The sequence below is a fragment of the Pelagibacterium nitratireducens genome (assembly GCF_037044555.1).
In the GTDB taxonomy this organism is placed as follows: Bacteria; Pseudomonadota; Alphaproteobacteria; order Rhizobiales; family Devosiaceae; genus Pelagibacterium; species Pelagibacterium nitratireducens.
Map to the genome: position 1 here is coordinate 2,370,398 of NZ_CP146275.1, position 15,733 is coordinate 2,386,130.

Consider the following 15,733-nt stretch of genomic DNA (forward strand, 5'->3'; position numbering starts at 1 on the left):
CTTTTTTGCAGACTAAGAGTTCGTTGTTTAACGCTCTGCCTCTGGGCAGGGAGAGCTCCCTTTTTGCGCAGCGGCGGATTTTCCGGGCTTTTTGCCCTATTTTTTTAACTGCCGGCTACAGTGTGCCGGCGCAACTATCACACTTTGTTGTGCATGACCATATCGTCAAAGCAAGCGGACGCAAGTCCCTTTACCCATCAGATCATCACCATTCCACCATTGACGTTGAGGGTGTGGCCGGTGATGTAGGCCGCGCCCTCGCTGGAAAGGAACACGGCGGCGGCGGCAACTTCCTCGGCGGTGCCGAGCCGGCCGGCCGGCACCTTCTGAAGAATGGTTTCCTGCTGCTTTTCGTTCAATTCGTCGGTCATGGCCGAGGCAATAAAGCCCGGCGCAATGGTGTTGACGGTGATGCCGCGGCTGGCCACTTCATAGGCCAGGGACTTGCTCATGCCGGCAAGACCGGCCTTGGAGGCGGCATAATTGCCCTGGCCGGGATTGCCCACGACGCCGACCACCGACGTGATCGAAACGATGCGGCCAAAACGGCGCTTCATCATGCCCTTGATGGCCGAACGGGTGAGGTGGAAGGGGGCGGTCAGATTGATCTTGAGGACGTCGTCCCACTCCTCGTCCTTCATGCGCATGAACAGATTGTCGCGGGTCATGCCGGCATTGTTGATGAGAATATCGACGCCACCCATGGCCTCCTCGGCCTGCGGTACCAGACGTTCGACCGAATCGAGATCGGAAAGATTGCAGGGCAGAATGTGCTTTTTGCCCGAAATGCCCTTGGCAACCTCTTCGAGCGCTCCGACGCGGGTGCCCGAGAGGGCCACTTCGGCGCCCTGAGCGGCCAGAGCTTTGGCGATGGCCGAGCCGATGCCGCCGCTGGCGCCGGTGACGAGTGCGCGTTTTCCGGAAAGATCGAACATGGTGGTGCTCTCCTCGTTCATTCAGGTTCGGGCGGCCAGAAAGGCTTCGATATCGGCCTGAGTGCCGATGGCCTGGGCGGCGACATCCTTGCTGATGCGCTTTGCAAGGCCGGTGAGGACCTTGCCGGTGCCCAGCTCGTAGAGTTCGGTGACGCCGCCTTCGCCTGTGAGCCAGGTCACCGATTCCGTCCAACGCACCATGCCGGTGACCTGTTCAACGAGGTGGCGGCGGATTTCGGCGGGGTCGGTGATGGGGGACGCCAGGACGTTGGCAACGAGGGGCACCGCCGGGGCTTTCATATCGACCATGGCGAGCGCTGCTTCCATGGCTTCGGCGGCGGGCTCCATGAGCGCACAATGGAACGGTGCGCTGACCGGAAGCGGCAGGGCACGCTTTGCGCCGCGGGCCTTGGCCAGCTCCATGGCGCGCTCGATGGCGCTGGCATCGCCGGAAATGACCACCTGGCCCGGAGAATTGTCGTTGGCCACATCGCAGACCGAACCTTCAGCTGCAGAGGCGGCGATTTCGCGCACCGCATCCATTTCCAGACCGAGGATGGCGGCCATGGCGCCCTGCCCGACCGGCACGGCCTGCTGCATGGCGCGGCCACGGGTCTGGAGAAGGCGGGCGGTGTCGGCGAGCGAAAAGGTTCCGGCGGCGCAAAGGGCCGAATATTCGCCGAGCGAATGGCCGGCGACGTAGCTGGCAGCGTCTGCGACGGTGACGCCGTTGGCTTCAAGCACGCGGATAACGGCGATGGACGCGGCCATCAATGCGGGCTGGGCGTTTTCGGTGAGGCGGAGGGTGTCCTCGGGGCCTTCGAACATGATTTTCGAGAGCGCGACGCCAAGCGCATCATCGACTTCCTCGAAAACGGCGCGGGCCTGGGGATAGGCCTGGGCCAGATCGTGCCCCATGCCGACAGCCTGGCTGCCCTGTCCGGGAAAGGTGAAAGCCGGTTTGGTCATGACGTCCTCTCGCGCAGTTCTTTTTCTGGCGGCAATTTGGAGTTGCGGCTGGTCGATGACAAGCGCCCCGCTCCAGGTTGGCGGGCGAGGTGCCCGCAAAACCGGGCCAAGTCAAGGCGAAGCGGGGGAAAGGAGCGCTATTTCTGTGCGAAATCGAGCCCCGCTTCCTTCATCGCGTCCTCAACGGTCGGTAGCGATGCCGGGCCAACGCCATGCAGGGCGAGGAATTGTTTCCGGGAGAGTTTGGCGAGGTCTTCGAGGGTTCTTATGCCCGCGTGATCGAGAGCGCCGGCGGCGGGGCGGCTGAGTTTTTTGGGGAGGTCGGTCATTGTCATTGTTCTCCAAGCAATAAATCTGATCGCATGCGCCGGCAGCGTAAGAGCCCAAGGAAACCCTTGCAATCGGGCCCCATCCGCTATAGATGACGCCTGCATTCGTTTGGCCGGGGGCTGAACGGAGGGTTGTTTTTTGTGTCACAAACGCAAGGAACAATGGACCGATAGTTTGCTGGTCCGGCCTCCCGTGTTCCCGCTCTTTAGTAGAACCTTTGTCGCCTTTCCATGGCTACAAGGAGGCTCCGCGCCGGCGATGCTTTTTGAAGCTGAATGTGAGAAAGGCATTCTATGCCCCTTTATGAGCATATCTTTCTGTCGCGGCAGGACGTCTCCGCGCAGCAGGTCGAAGACCTGACCAAGACCTATACCGACCTTCTGGCCGAAAACGGCGGCAAGGTTGCAAAGTCGGAATACTGGGGGGTCAAGTCGCTCTCCTACCGCATCAACAAGAACCGCAAGGCCCATTACACGCTGCTCAACATCGAAGCGCCGGCTGTCGCCGTTGCCGAGATGGAGCGCCAGATGCGCATCAACGAAGACGTCTTGCGCTTCATGACCATCCGCGTGGACGAGCATGAAGAAGGCCCTTCGGTGATGATGCAGAAGCGTGACCGCGACGACCGCCCCGGTGGCGACCGTCCCCGCGGCCCGCGCCGGTTTTAAGGAGTAGATGAGTCATGGCTATTCGTGATCTTACCCAGTCGCAGACCCGTCGGCCCTTCCAGCGCCGCCGCAAGACCTGCCCGTTCTCGGGCGCCAATGCACCGACCATCGACTACAAGGATGTTCGTCTGCTCCAGCGCTATGTTTCCGAGCGCGGCAAGATCGTCCCCTCGCGCATCACGGCCGTTTCGGCCAAGAAGCAGCGCGAGTTGGCCCGTGCCATCAAGCGTTCGCGCTTTCTGGGCCTTCTGCCCTACGCAGTGAAATAAGCAGCTGTCGCTGCATTCGTTGGGGGCTGGAAATGGGTCCGGCCCTCTAACCGCCCTTGATGGCGGGACAGCATTGGAGAAAACAAATGAAAGTCATCCTTCTCGAGCGCGTGGGCCGCATGGGCACCATCGGCGACGAAGTGACCGTCAAGGACGGTTTTGCGCGCAACTTCCTTCTGCCCCAGGGCAAGGCACTCCGCGCATCGGACGCCAACCGCGCCAAGTTCGAAGCCGAACGTCAGACCATCGAAGCGCGCAACGCCGAACGCCGGTCGGAAGCTGAAAAGAACGCCTCATCGCTCGACGGCAAGACCATCGTGATGGTCCGCCAGGCCGGCGAAACCGGCCAGCTTTACGGTTCGGTTTCGGCCCGCGATATCGCCGATGCCCTGCTGGCCGAAGGCGAAAAGGTCGAGCGCAACCAGATCGATCTCGAAGGCCCGATCAAGGCTGTCGGTCTGCACGAAGTTGCTCTGAACCTGCACGCCGAAGTTGCGGTCAAGATCACCGTCAACGTCGCCCGGTCCTCGGACGAAGCCGAGCGTCAGGCCGCCGGCGAAAACCTCGCCCGCAAGGACTATAACGACGAGGAAGAGGAATTCGTCTCTCTCGCCGATATGGAAGACGAAGATTACGAGGCGACGCAGGACGAAGCGGCCACAGCGGCCGAGGAAATCGAGCGCCAGCAAGACGCATAAGCGTTTCCTGGAGTATTTCCGCGTTTCTTCGAATCGCGGCTCCAAGTACTTGTTTGGTCGCGCTTCCGAACCGGATAAATGGTTCCCACTTATCCTGGAAGCACTCCAGCCATCGAATCGAAAGGCCGGGCCTGCGCCCGGCCTTTTTGTTTGTCGAGGCAGGGGGGAAGTTATCCCCGCACTTTGTAGAAATCACACGGCGCGAATCTGATAAAATCAGAAGGCACATTCCTTCTTGCCTCGGGCCCTGCTCGGGTTAAGAGAGTGTGAACACCAATTCCAAGAGACCGCAATGGAAGCTGTGAGGCGGCTCGCGCCCGTCACGACCGAATCCGAAGCCAAGTACAAGACCGCCCCGCACAACATCGAGGCGGAGCAGGCCCTGCTGGGCGCGATTCTGGTCAACAACGAAGCGTTCTATCGCGTTTCCGATTTTCTCGAGCCCGACCATTTCTACGAGCAGATTCACCGGGCGATCTTCGAGGTGTGCGGCAAGATCATCAGGGCGGGCAAGACCGCGACCCCGGTGACCACCAAGACCTATTTGCCCGACGATCTGCTCGAAGGCGTCACCATGGCGCAATATCTGGCGCGGCTGGCTGCAGAAGCGACGACGGTTCTCAATGCCGCCGACTATGGGCAGGCGATCTATGATCTGGCGATACGGCGCAACCTGATCCTGATCGGCGAGGAGGTGATGGACACCGCCTATAACGCCGATGTGGAAAGCTCGGCGCAGATCCAGATCGAGGACGCCGAAAAGCGGCTGTTCGATCTGGCGGAAAAGGGCCGCTACGATGGCGGCTTTCAGGGTTTCAACCAGGCGCTGATCGAAGCGATCAACATGGCGGGCGAAGCCTATTCGCGCGACGGATCGCTTTCGGGCACCGCAACGGGGCTGACCGATCTCGACCGGCTGATGGGCGGGCTGCAGCGTTCGGATCTGATCATCCTTGCGGCACGTCCGGCCATGGGCAAGACCTCGCTGGCCACCAATATCGCGTTTTCGGTGGCCAAGGCCTACAAGGCCGAACCGACGCCGGACGGGCACATGAAGACCGTCAATGGCGGGGTTGTGGGGTTCTTTTCGCTCGAAATGAGTGCCGAACAGCTCGCCACACGTGTTCTGGCCGAGCAATCGGAAATTTCCTCGTCCGATATCCGGCGCGGCAATATTCACGAGAGCCAGTACACAAAGCTTGTGGACACCTCCAACCTTATGGCGCAGGTGCCGCTCTATATCGACGATACGGGCGGCATCTCGATTGCCCAGCTTTCAGCGCGCGCCCGGCGATTGAAGCGGCAAAAGGGGCTCGATCTTCTGATCGTCGACTATCTGCAGCTTCTGTCCGGCTCGAAAAAAGTCGGTGAGAACCGCGTGCAGGAACTGACGGAAATCACCACGGGGCTCAAGGCCCTCGCCAAGGAGCTCGAGGTTCCCATCATCGCGCTGTCCCAGTTGTCGCGTCAGGTGGAAAACCGCGAGGACAAGCATCCCCAGCTCGCCGATCTTCGCGAATCGGGGTCGATCGAGCAGGACGCCGACGTGGTGCTGTTCGTTTATCGCGAGGAATATTACCTGGGCAACAAGGAGCCCAAGGAGGGCACCCAAGAACATCTCGAGTGGCAAGCCGAGATGGAAAAGGTGCATGGGCGGGCCGAAATCATCATCGCCAAGCAGCGCCACGGCCCCACGGGCACCGTGCAATTGCACTTCCAGGCCAACCTCACCCGGTTTTCGAACCTTGCCCGCGAGGATTATCTGCCGACGCGCGGCGAGTAGGAGACCGCCCGACTTGCCGGGCGCCTTGGTTTCGCGCTACCCCAGATCGGAAGGGATTCGGCGGACGTTATGACCACTTCAAAGAGCATTCTCGGTGGCGGCATCACCATCGATCTCGATGCCATCGTGCGCAACTGGAAGGCGCTCGATACGGTGTCGGGGAAATCGCTGACCGGCGCCGTGCTCAAGGCCGATGGCTATGGCACGGGCGCCAAAGTCGTGGGCCGGACTCTCTATAAGGTCGGGGCGCGATTCTTTTTCGTTGCGACGCCCGACGAGGGTGTGGCGCTGCGCGAGGCGATCCCCAACGCGTTCATTTTCGTCCTCGACGGGTTGATCCCGCGCGCTGCAGCCGATTATGCGGCCCATGGGCTGATGCCGGTGCTGGCCTCGATGAGCCAGCTGACCGAATGGCTCGATTTCTGCCTCAACCGCGGCAAGGCGGTGCCGGCCGCGCTGCATTTCGATACCGGATTCAACCGGGTCGGATTTCGCATGAAAGAGGCCGAACTGGTGCGGCGCGAACTCGACCAGTCGGGGTTCGAGCCGCAGATGATCATGAGCCATTTCGCCTGCGCCGATCAGCCGAGCCATGAGATGACCCGCAAGCAGAACGGGCTGTTTCAGGGCCTGCTCAATCATTTCCCGGACGTTCCCGCCTCGATCGCCAATTCGGCGGCGGTGATGAGTTCGAAAGACTATCACTACCATCTCGTGCGGCCCGGAATAGCGATGTATGGCGGGCGTGCCATCAACGGGCGGCCCAACCCGATGGCGCCTGTGATCGAGATGAACGTCCCGATATTGCAGATAAAGGATGCGCGGATCGGGGAAACCGTGGGCTATGGCGCGGCCTATCGCCTGCGCCGCGACACGCGCATCGCCATCATGGCGTTGGGCTATGCCGATGGTTATTTCCGTGGGCTTTCGGGTATTGGCGGGCAGATGGGCGGACGCGTTGCCGTCAACGGAACCATCGTTCCGGTGCTTGGGCGCGTCTCGATGGACATGACGGCCATCGACATCACCGATGTGCCGGGACTGGTGCAGCCGGGTGATCCGGTCGAGATCCTGGGGCCGACCATCTCGATCGACGATGTGGCCGATGCGGCGCGGACCATAGGCTATGAAGTGCTGACGACGCTCAACGGGCGCTTCCCGCGCAATTATGTCAACGTGCCCGAAGGCGTATCGCTGGACTGAGATTTGTTCTCAATTTGTTCTTGCTCGAAACGCATCCAGACAATAGGGTCATTTTGACTCAGATTCGGGACGATCCTTGGCCAAACTGAAATCCAGTTATGTCTGCCAGTCATGCGGCAACGTGACCCCCCGCTGGGCCGGGCGGTGCGAGGCGTGCGGCGAGTGGAACTCGATCGTCGAGGAGGTCGCAACCTCGGGCGTGGGCGCGGGTCCCAAGGCAGCGGTCGCTTCGGGGCGTCCGGTTGAATTGGTGCCGCTTTCGGGTGACAGCGAAGACGCGATCCGTATCGAGAGCAAGAATGGCGAGCTCGACAGGGTGCTGGGCGGCGGGTTCGTCATGGGATCGGCTATCCTGGTGGGCGGCGATCCGGGAATCGGCAAATCGACGCTGCTGTTGCAGGCAGCCGCGTCGCTGGCGCGGCAGGGCAAGCGGGTCATCTATATTTCCGGTGAAGAGGCGATTGCGCAGGTGCGGCTGCGCGCGGCGCGGCTTGGCGTTGCCGATGCGCCGGTGGAGCTGGCCAGTGAAACCCATGTGGAGACCATTCTTGCCACCATCGAAAAAGGCAAGGCGCCCGATCTGGTGATCATCGATTCCATCCAGACCTGCTGGACCGAGCGCGTGGAAAGCGCACCAGGCACAGTCACGCAGGTACGCACCAGCGCGCAGGCGCTGACCCGGTTTGCCAAGAAATCGGGCTCGGCAGTGGTGCTGGTGGGGCATGTGACCAAGGATGGGCAGATAGCCGGACCACGTGTGGTCGAGCATATGGTCGATGCGGTTCTTTATTTCGAGGGCGACACATCGCTGACCTATCGCATCCTGCGCGGGGTCAAGAACCGTTATGGCGCGACCGACGAGATCGGCGTGTTCGAGATGGTCGGATCGGGATTGCGCGAAGTGCCCAACCCGTCTGCACTGTTTCTCGATCAGCGCGATTCCGGGGCGGCGGGATCGGCGGTGTTTGCCGGCGTCGAGGGTACGCGGCCGGTACTCGTGGAAATCCAGGCATTGGTAGCCCCCTCCCCGCTGGGCACGCCTCGCCGGGCGGTGGTGGGCTGGGATTCTTCGCGGCTTTCGATGGTGCTGGCGGTGCTCGAAACGCGGTGCGGGGTGCGGATCGGGGCCAATGATATCTATCTCAATGTGGCGGGCGGGCTAAAGGTCAATGAGCCGGCAGCCGACCTTGCCGTGGCAGCGGCGCTGATCTCATCGCTGACCAATTCGCCCCTGCCCGCCGATGCCGTCTATTTCGGCGAGGTTAGCCTTTCGGGCGGAATCCGTCCGGTGGTGCATGCCAATCTGCGGGTGCGCGAGGCGGCAAAGCTGGGGTTCGGATCGGTGCATACCGCCAAGCTCAACGCTTCGGAGCGGACCGACGGGGTGGCGATCAACGAATTTTCGGCGCTGGCCGAACTTGTGGGTCGGATCGCGGCAGCAGGCGAGCGGAGCATGGCCGATGCGGACTGATTTTGGTACACGACGTTGGGTAAGCCTTGGAAATCCCATGCAATCGCTTGGCTTTGCCACATTTAACCGCTAAACGGACAGTCAAACAGGGCTTGCTGGAGACCGATCCCCCATGCTGACTGCTTTCGACATTGCCGTCGGAATTCTCGTTCTGATTTCCGCGTTGCTGGCGACGGCGCGCGGGCTGACCCGCGAAGTGCTCTCGCTCGTCACCTGGGCCGGTGCGGCCGCGTTTGCCGCCTACATGTTTTTCTACCAGCCCCAGATCGCCCAGGAATTCGTGGCCGATCCGCTGTGGGCCAATATCGCCACCGTGGTGGTGAGCTTTATTGTTGCGCTGATCATCCTGCATCTTCTGACCATGAAGATCGGGGATTTCATCACCGATTCCAAGCTGGGTCCGCTCGACCGGACGCTCGGCTTCGTGTTCGGCGCGCTGCGGGGCATCCTGATCGCGGTGGTCGTTGTGATCTTTGCCGATTGGCTGATCGGGGAAAATCCGCCCAATCTGCCGTGGTATGGCGAGGCGCAGTCGCTGCCGACCTTGCGCTCGCTGGGTGACGGGCTGATCTCGCTTCTTCCGGAAAATCTCGAAGAACAGGTCAACGATCTGCTGCAGGGCACCAATCCGATGGAAGATCCCGTCATCACCGACGAGGGCTCCAACGATCCGCAGCCGGCAACGACCACCGAACCTCCGGCAGCGATCAACGGAGTGTGATATCGCCGCAGGCGGTATCGAGCTGTGTTGACTTGCATGGGTCGGGAGCGTAAGCCCCCGATTGACGGAGCGATTTTTGCGAAGCGCGCAAGGCTTTCCGAACCGCTCCTTTTATGTCCTCGCATCAATGGTGGATAATTTGAGCACGCTCCACGCGACGACAGGCGATCACCTGACAGGGCTTGCCCTCGAGATGGACGGAGACACGCTGCGCGAGGAGTGCGGCGTGTTCGGCATTTTGGGGCACAATGATGCGGCGGCGCTGACAGCGCTAGGGCTTCACGCCCTCCAGCATCGCGGACAGGAAGCCGCCGGCATCGTCTCCTTCGACGGCAAGCGCTTCAGTTCCGAGCGCCATCTGGGCCTGGTCGGCGATCACTTTACCGACGCCGCCACACTTGGCCGACTGCCCGGCAATATCGCCATGGGCCATGTGCGCTACTCGACGACGGGCGAAACGGTGCTGCGCAACGTGCAGCCGCTGTTTGCCGAACTCGAAGTGGGCGGCATCGCCATTGCGCATAACGGCAATCTCACCAATGGGTTATCGCTGCGCAAGCGTCTGATCGCGCAGGGCGCCATCTGCCAGTCGACGTCCGACACCGAAGTGGTGCTGCACCTGATCGCTCGATCCCAGCGCACACGGTCGGCCGACCGGTTCATCGATGCGCTTGGCGCCATCGAAGGCGCCTATGCGATGGTGGCCATGACGCGCACCAAGCTGATCGGCGCGCGCGACCCCAACGGCATCCGCCCGCTGGTGCTGGGCGATCTCGACGGCAGGCCGATCTTTGCGTCGGAAAGCTGCGCCCTCGACATCATTGGCGCAAAATTCGTGCGCGACGTCGAGAACGGCGAAGTGATCGTGTGCGAATTGCAGAAGGACGGCTCGGTCTCCATCGACAGCTTCAAGCCATTCAAGGCTCGTCCCGAGCGGGTGTGTCTTTTCGAATATGTCTATTTTGCCCGGCCGGATTCGGTGGTCTCGGGGCGCTCGGTCTATTCGGCGCGCAAGGCCATGGGCATCAATCTGGCCAGGGAAAATCCGGTCGAAGCCGATGTCGTGGTTCCGGTTCCCGATGGCGGAACGCCGGCGGCGCTGGGCTATGCGCAGCAATCGGGCATCCCCTTCGAATACGGGATCATCCGCAACCATTATGTGGGCCGCACCTTCATCGAGCCGACGCAATCGATCCGGGCGCTGGGGGTCAAGCTCAAGCACTCCGCCAACCGGGCGGTGATCGAAGGCAAGCGGGTCGTGCTGGTCGATGATTCCATCGTGCGGGGCACCACATCGCTGAAGATCGTTCAGATGATCCGCGAAGCGGGCGCCAAAGAGGTTCACATCCGGGTCGCCAGTCCGATGATCTATCATTCCGATTATTACGGCATCGACACGCCCGACCCCGACAAGCTGCTGGCCAACCAGTATGCGACGCTGGACGACATGTGCCGCTATATCGGCGCGGACTCGCTGGAATTCCTGTCGATCGACGGGCTTTATCTCGCCGTGGGTGGAGAAAAGCGCAATCCAAAGGCGCCGCAATTTACCGACCATTATTTCACCGGCGATTATCCCACGCCGCTCACCGATCTGGAGGGGCGCTCCAAGAACGACCCCAAGCAGATTTCGATGCTGAGAGAAGCCGTATAGCATGACCGATATCAAAGACCTTGCCGGCCGCGTGGTGCTGGTGACCGGTGCCTCGCGCGGGCTGGGCTATGCAGCCGCCAAAAACGCCGCCTCGCGCGGCGCGCATGTGATCGCCGTGGCGCGAACGGTGGGCGGGCTCGAAGATCTCGACGACGACATCCAGGCGCTGGGCTCTTCGACAACGCTGGTACCCATGGATCTGACCGATGGGGAAGCCATCGACCGGCTCGGCGCCGCTATTTTCGAACGTTGGGGCCAGCTCGACGGGCTGATCGGCAATGCAGGCGCGCTGGGCGTGTTGAGCCCCCTGCCCCATATCGCACCCAAGGATTTCGCCAACGTCTTTGCGGTCAATGTGGAAGCCAATTTCCGGCTGATCCGCTCGCTGGATCTGTTGCTGCGCCAGTCCGATGCCGGGCGGGCGGTGTTCATCTCCTCGGGCGCGGCGCTGTCGGCCAAGCCCTATTGGGGGCTTTATGCGGCGTCGAAAGCGGCGCTCGACGCCATGGTCAAAGCCTATGCCGGGGAAATGGCGATCACCGAGGTGAAGGCCAATATCTTTTATCCCGGCCAGGTCCGCACCGCCATGCGCGCCAAGGCAATGCCGGGCGAAGACCCCAAGACGCTGCCCTCGCCCGACGAGGTCGCGCCGAAAATCGTCGATCTGGTATCGGCCAATTACACACAGACCGGCATGCGGGTGGACATCCTGCAGGGCGAAGAGCCCCTTTAGAGCCGTTCAGGATTTGATTGAATCAAATCCTCGGCTCTAGCCCCTTGTTTTGTCGCGTGTCCAAACCGCAAAACCGTCTCCACTTTTGCTGGACACGCTCTAGCGGACTGGATTTCAAAAGAAAAAGGCCGGGTGCGAACCCGGCCTTTTTCAATGTCTACTTCCCGTCGTCATCGACATAGGGGTTCTTGCCGCCGCGAACCCAGAGGCGGATGGGGGTGCCGGGGAGATTGAAGTCTTCGCGCAGGCCGTTGACGATGTAGCGTTGATAGGCCTTGGGCAGCGCATCGGGACGTGAGGCGAAGATGATAAAGCTGGGCGGGCGCGTCTTGGCCTGGGTCATGTAGCGCAGTTTCAGGCGCCGGCCGGACACCGCCGGGGGCGGATGGTGCTCGGTCATGGATGCGAGCCAGCGGTTGAGCTTGGCAGTGCGGATCTTGACGTTCCAGGTCCGCTCGATCTCGAAAATCGCCTTCATGAGCTTGTCGATGTTGCGGCCCTGCAGGCCCGACATGGTGACCAGCGGGATGCCGCGCAACTGAGGCAACAAGCGTTCACATTCGGCGCGCAGTTCGAGGATCTTGGCGTTCTTGTCTTCGATCAGGTCCCATTTGTTGACGGCGATGACCATGGCGCGGCCTTCGCGCTCGACCAGATCGGCCAGCGCCAGGTCCTGTTTTTCGAATGGGATGGTGGCATCGAGCAGCAGGACGACGATTTCGGCGTACTGGATGGAGCGCAGGCTGTCGGAGACCGAGAGCTTTTCGAGCTTTTGCTGCACGCGGGATTTGCGGCGGATGCCTGCGGTATCGACCAGGTTGATGACCCGGCCTTCCCACTCCCACGGGACCATGATCGAATCGCGGGTGATGCCCGCTTCGGGGCCGGTGAGAAGACGTTCCTCGCCCACCATGCGGTTGATCAGCGTCGATTTGCCCGCGTTGGGGCGCCCGACGATGGCGACGTTGAGATAACGGTTGGGGTTCCAGCGCAGGGGAGCCGTGTCGCCGGCCTGATCCTCGCCCTCGTCTTCGTTGACGTCCACATCGACAGCGGGCTTTTGCACCATGTCGTAGTCGAATTCGGCTTCTGCGGCAGCAGCCTTGGCTTCATCGGCCCTGTCGACGGCCTGGGAAATGATGGAATAGAGATCGGCCAGCCCCAATCCGTGCTCGGCGGAGAGAGGAATGGCTTCATCAAAGCCCAGGGCATAGGCCTCGACCAGCCCGGCCTCGGCGGCCCTGCCCTCGGCCTTGTTGCCGATGACGTGGATTTCCTTGTCGGCCTTGCGCAGCAGACGGGCGAAATGCTCGTCTGTTGGCGTCAGCCCGGCGCGGGCGTCGATCATGAACAAGATGACGTCGGCTTCGGCGATGGCCATTTCGGTCTGGCGGCGCATGCGCGCTTCGAGACTGTCGTCGTTGGCGTCTTCATAGCCGGCGGTATCGACCAGCGTGAAGGTCAGATCGCCGATCCGGCCCAGCCCTTCGCGACGGTCGCGGGTGACACCGGGCGTATCGTCGACGATGGCGATCTTGCGGCCCACCAGCCGATTGAACAGGGTCGATTTGCCGACGTTGGGGCGGCCGACGATGGCGACGGTTACGCTTGCGCTCATATCAATTCACGCTCTTGTTCGTAGTCGCCATAATTTTCCTGCGCGATGCCGAACCGCAAAATTGCAAGCCACTTTTGCTGGCATCACTGGTGGCGACGGTTACATTCGCGCTCATTGTTCGGTTTCAGCTTCCAGCGGCTGACCGACCGTGTCCAGGCTCGGGGATTGGGCGGGAACGGTGGCCTGCTCGGGGGCCGTGTCCAAGGGTCCGGTGGCACCAAGCAGATCTTCGCTCACGTCCACGCCGGTCGAGGCAAGCTGCTCGAGATAGATGAAGGCGCGCAGCTGGATGTCCTGGCCCGCATTGGGGTCGGCGGCCATGGCTTCGAAATTAATACGCGCCTCCTCGAGATTGCCCGCCTTGTAGTGGGCGAGCCCCAGCGCTTCGCGGGCGCTGTTGCGCATGGCGCTGTCTTCGCCGGTCAGACCGCCGACGCGCTGCTCGACAGCACCGACATCGAGATGGTCCACGGCAAGATAGCCGCCGAGAATGTAGGCGAGTTCACGCAGCCGGCGCTGGTCGAGACTGGCGGCGAGCGCGTCATAGGCCTCGATCGCGCCCTGAGGATCACCCTGCTCGGCCAGAAGCGCGGCTTCCTGAAACCGCGCCAGAATTCCATAGCCAGCCGGCCCGCTCGCTTCGAGTTCGGCAAAGGCAGCCTGAGCGCCTGCGACATCGCCGCTGTCGGCCATTTCGACCGCGGCATAATACTGGTCGGACGCGTTGGCTGCCGTGCTCGAGCGATACCACTTCCAGACTTCGTTGGCGCCCACCAGCAGCACGATAAGCACAGCACCGCCGATGATGAACGGCGCAAAGCGGCGCCAGAAGGCTTTCAGCTTGTCGCTGCGCAGTTCTTCTTCGACTTCGCGCAGGAAGGAATCGTCGCTCATCAGGGGGTATCCAGACTGTCCAAAATTTTGCCGGACAATAGTGGTGCCGCCCCTATAATGCAACGTCGCAAAGGACCGGATTCGCAGCAGTTTCACACATGGACAAGACAGAACGCCTATTTGCGATCATGGATGCCCTGCGCCGGCACCGGCGGCCGGTGACGGCGGCGCAACTGGCCCAAGACCAAGGGGTGTCCGTTCGCACGCTTTATCGCGACATCCAGACGCTGATCGGGCTCGGCGCTCCTATTGAAGGGGAAGCGGGGGTCGGCTACATGCTGAGGCCGGGCTTTTTTCTGCCGCCGCTGATGTTTTCGGCCGATGAACTCGAGGCTCTGGTTCTTGGCGCGCGCTGGGTGGAGGCGCAGCCGGACGTCGAGCTGTCCGCTGCGGCGCGAAACGCCCTGGGCAAGATCGCCACGGCGAGCCCGGACGATTTGCGTGACCGGATTTCCGATACCGGACTGTGGCCGGTTCGGGTCGAGGCGGTCGGCGCCCCCCTGCCCCTCATGGCCCTGGTGCGCAAGGCGATGCGCGCCGAACGGGCCCTGCGCATCGACTATGAGGACGAAAAGGGCAATGCATCGGCGCGCGAAATCTGGCCAGTGCAGATCGCCTTTTACGAAAACAAGCAGATCATCGCGGCCTGGTGCACGCTGCGCAACGCGTTCCGCCATTTCCGCACCGAGAGGATTGTCGGGGCCGATTTGACCGAGGGGCGCTATGGCCGCCGCCGGGCCGCCCTCGCCGAGGACTGGCACGTCCAGTGGCTGGAAGAACAAAGCCGCCATTAGAGCCCCGGGCACGGTCGATTGCCCGGCCCTTGACGCGCGCAACCATCTGCCGACGGTGCGGGTAACCCCGGCTGTCAATCTCCATGGTTTTGCAGCGCCTCTGCCTCGGCCAGGAGCCAATCGCGAAAAGCCCTGATCTTGGGCAGCGTGCGGCGGGCATGGGGATAGACAAGCCAGTAGCTGACGGGATCGACACCGACAGTATCGAAAGGCTGGATCAGGCGCCCATCCTTGAGTTCCTCGCGATAGAGGGCCGGAGTCAGCATGGCGATGCCGGCGCCCGAGATCGCTGCTGCGGCGTCCAGATACTGGCTGCCGAAATTGACGTTGAGCCCCTTGACCACGTCGGGACGAGGCAGGCCGACCAGTTCGAGCCATTGTGCATTCCAGAGTTCGCCCTCGCTGACGAAGGGCAGCTTGAGCAGGTCGGCCGGCGTTTCGACGCCCCCTACGCTGGCGGCCAGAGCCGGGCTGAGCATGGGCGCGTATTCGGCCCTGAACAGAAGGTGGGAGACGAGCCCAGGATATTCGCCCAATCCGACACGAATGCCGACATCGATATCGTCATGATCGAAATCGACGAGGGCCGTCGACATTTCAAGCCGCACGGCAAGTCCGGGATGGCTGATCTGGAACGCGCCAAGGCGTCGGGCCAGCCATTGGGTCGAGACGGTCGGAAGCGCCGAAATCGACAGCGTACTGCCCGTCTTCGCTTTCGCGGCCTCAAACGCACTGGCTACCGAGCGGAAGGCGCTGCTCAGGGCCGGTGCGAGTGTGTTTCCCGTGTCGGTGAGATCGAGCTTTCGTCCCTGACGCACGAACAGGGTCGCACCGATGCGCTCTTCCAGCAATTTGATGTGATAGCTGACCGCCGCCTGGGTCATGCCCAGTTCCTCGCCTGCACGAGTGAAATTGAGATGACGGGCCGCGGCCTCGAACACGCGCAGGGTTGGCAGAGGCGGCAGATTTTCGCTCATTTATCATAAGCTCTCT

General features: G+C 61.9%; 16 protein-coding genes. 10 read left to right on the forward strand and 6 right to left on the reverse strand.

What is annotated here, in order from left to right:
- Positions 1-197 precede the first annotated feature (197 nt).
- From fabG to V6617_RS11800, 3 genes are all read right to left on the reverse strand, one after another.
- Positions 198-935 (reverse strand): 3-oxoacyl-[acyl-carrier-protein] reductase, encoded by a 738-nt coding sequence (gene fabG / locus V6617_RS11790; protein ID WP_338607159.1) that lies wholly within the window; start codon positions 933-935, stop codon positions 198-200.
- Between the two features lie 21 nt (positions 936-956).
- Positions 957-1,904, reverse strand: coding sequence for an ACP S-malonyltransferase (gene fabD / locus V6617_RS11795; RefSeq protein WP_338607160.1), 948 nt, complete (start codon positions 1,902-1,904; stop codon positions 957-959).
- A 137-nt stretch (positions 1,905-2,041) separates the two neighbouring features.
- Positions 2,042-2,233 (reverse strand): hypothetical protein, encoded by a 192-nt coding sequence (locus V6617_RS11800; protein ID WP_338607161.1) that lies wholly within the window; start codon positions 2,231-2,233, stop codon positions 2,042-2,044.
- Positions 2,234-2,527: 294 nt separating this feature from the next.
- Between V6617_RS11800 and rpsF the strand changes: the two genes are divergently transcribed.
- From rpsF to V6617_RS11845, 9 genes are all read left to right on the forward strand, one after another.
- Positions 2,528-2,902, forward strand: a complete 375-nt coding sequence (gene rpsF / locus V6617_RS11805) for a 30S ribosomal protein S6 (protein ID WP_338607162.1) — start codon at positions 2,528-2,530, stop codon at positions 2,900-2,902.
- A gap of 14 nt (positions 2,903-2,916) precedes the next feature.
- Positions 2,917-3,171, forward strand: a complete 255-nt coding sequence (gene rpsR / locus V6617_RS11810) for a 30S ribosomal protein S18 (RefSeq protein WP_408636241.1) — start codon at positions 2,917-2,919, stop codon at positions 3,169-3,171.
- Positions 3,172-3,257: 86 nt separating this feature from the next.
- Complete coding sequence (gene rplI, locus V6617_RS11815) at positions 3,258-3,869, forward strand: 50S ribosomal protein L9 (RefSeq protein ID WP_338607163.1); 612 nt, start codon at positions 3,258-3,260, stop codon at positions 3,867-3,869.
- A 292-nt stretch (positions 3,870-4,161) separates the two neighbouring features.
- Complete coding sequence (locus tag V6617_RS11820; protein ID WP_338607164.1) at positions 4,162-5,652, forward strand: replicative DNA helicase; 1,491 nt, start codon at positions 4,162-4,164, stop codon at positions 5,650-5,652.
- 69 nt (positions 5,653-5,721) lie between these two features.
- Entirely contained in the window at positions 5,722-6,855 is a 1,134-nt protein-coding gene (gene alr, locus V6617_RS11825) for an alanine racemase (RefSeq protein ID WP_338607165.1), read from the forward strand.
- A 76-nt stretch (positions 6,856-6,931) separates the two neighbouring features.
- On the forward strand, positions 6,932-8,326 hold the full coding sequence (gene radA, locus V6617_RS11830) for a DNA repair protein RadA (protein ID WP_338607166.1): 1,395 nt from the start codon (positions 6,932-6,934) through the stop codon (positions 8,324-8,326).
- Between the two features lie 112 nt (positions 8,327-8,438).
- Positions 8,439-9,047, forward strand: a complete 609-nt coding sequence (locus tag V6617_RS11835) for a CvpA family protein (protein ID WP_338607167.1) — start codon at positions 8,439-8,441, stop codon at positions 9,045-9,047.
- 193 nt (positions 9,048-9,240) lie between these two features.
- Complete coding sequence (gene purF / locus V6617_RS11840) at positions 9,241-10,701, forward strand: amidophosphoribosyltransferase (RefSeq protein ID WP_338610706.1); 1,461 nt, start codon at positions 9,241-9,243, stop codon at positions 10,699-10,701.
- A gap of 1 nt (position 10,702) precedes the next feature.
- The gene (locus V6617_RS11845; protein WP_338607168.1) at positions 10,703-11,434 is read left to right on the forward strand and encodes an SDR family NAD(P)-dependent oxidoreductase; all 732 of its coding nucleotides are present in this window, start codon (positions 10,703-10,705) and stop codon (positions 11,432-11,434) included.
- Positions 11,435-11,591: 157 nt separating this feature from the next.
- Here V6617_RS11845 and der read toward each other — a convergent pair whose 3' ends face one another.
- Positions 11,592-13,052 carry a ribosome biogenesis GTPase Der gene (der, locus tag V6617_RS11850; protein WP_338607169.1) on the reverse strand — a complete coding sequence of 487 codons (1,461 nt, stop codon included), beginning with the start codon at positions 13,050-13,052 and terminating at the stop codon, positions 11,592-11,594.
- 111 nt (positions 13,053-13,163) lie between these two features.
- A complete protein-coding gene (locus V6617_RS11855; protein WP_338607170.1) occupies positions 13,164-13,946 on the reverse strand; it encodes a tetratricopeptide repeat protein in 783 nt (260 codons plus the stop codon).
- Between the two features lie 98 nt (positions 13,947-14,044).
- Here V6617_RS11855 and V6617_RS11860 point away from each other — a divergent pair, with 98 nt between their 5' ends.
- On the forward strand, positions 14,045-14,740 hold the full coding sequence (locus tag V6617_RS11860) for a YafY family protein (protein WP_338607171.1): 696 nt from the start codon (positions 14,045-14,047) through the stop codon (positions 14,738-14,740).
- A 74-nt stretch (positions 14,741-14,814) separates the two neighbouring features.
- On the opposite strand, the gene V6617_RS11865 is transcribed toward V6617_RS11860, so the two are convergent.
- Entirely contained in the window at positions 14,815-15,717 is a 903-nt protein-coding gene (locus V6617_RS11865) for a LysR substrate-binding domain-containing protein (protein ID WP_338607172.1), read from the reverse strand.
- Positions 15,718-15,733 lie beyond the last annotated feature (16 nt).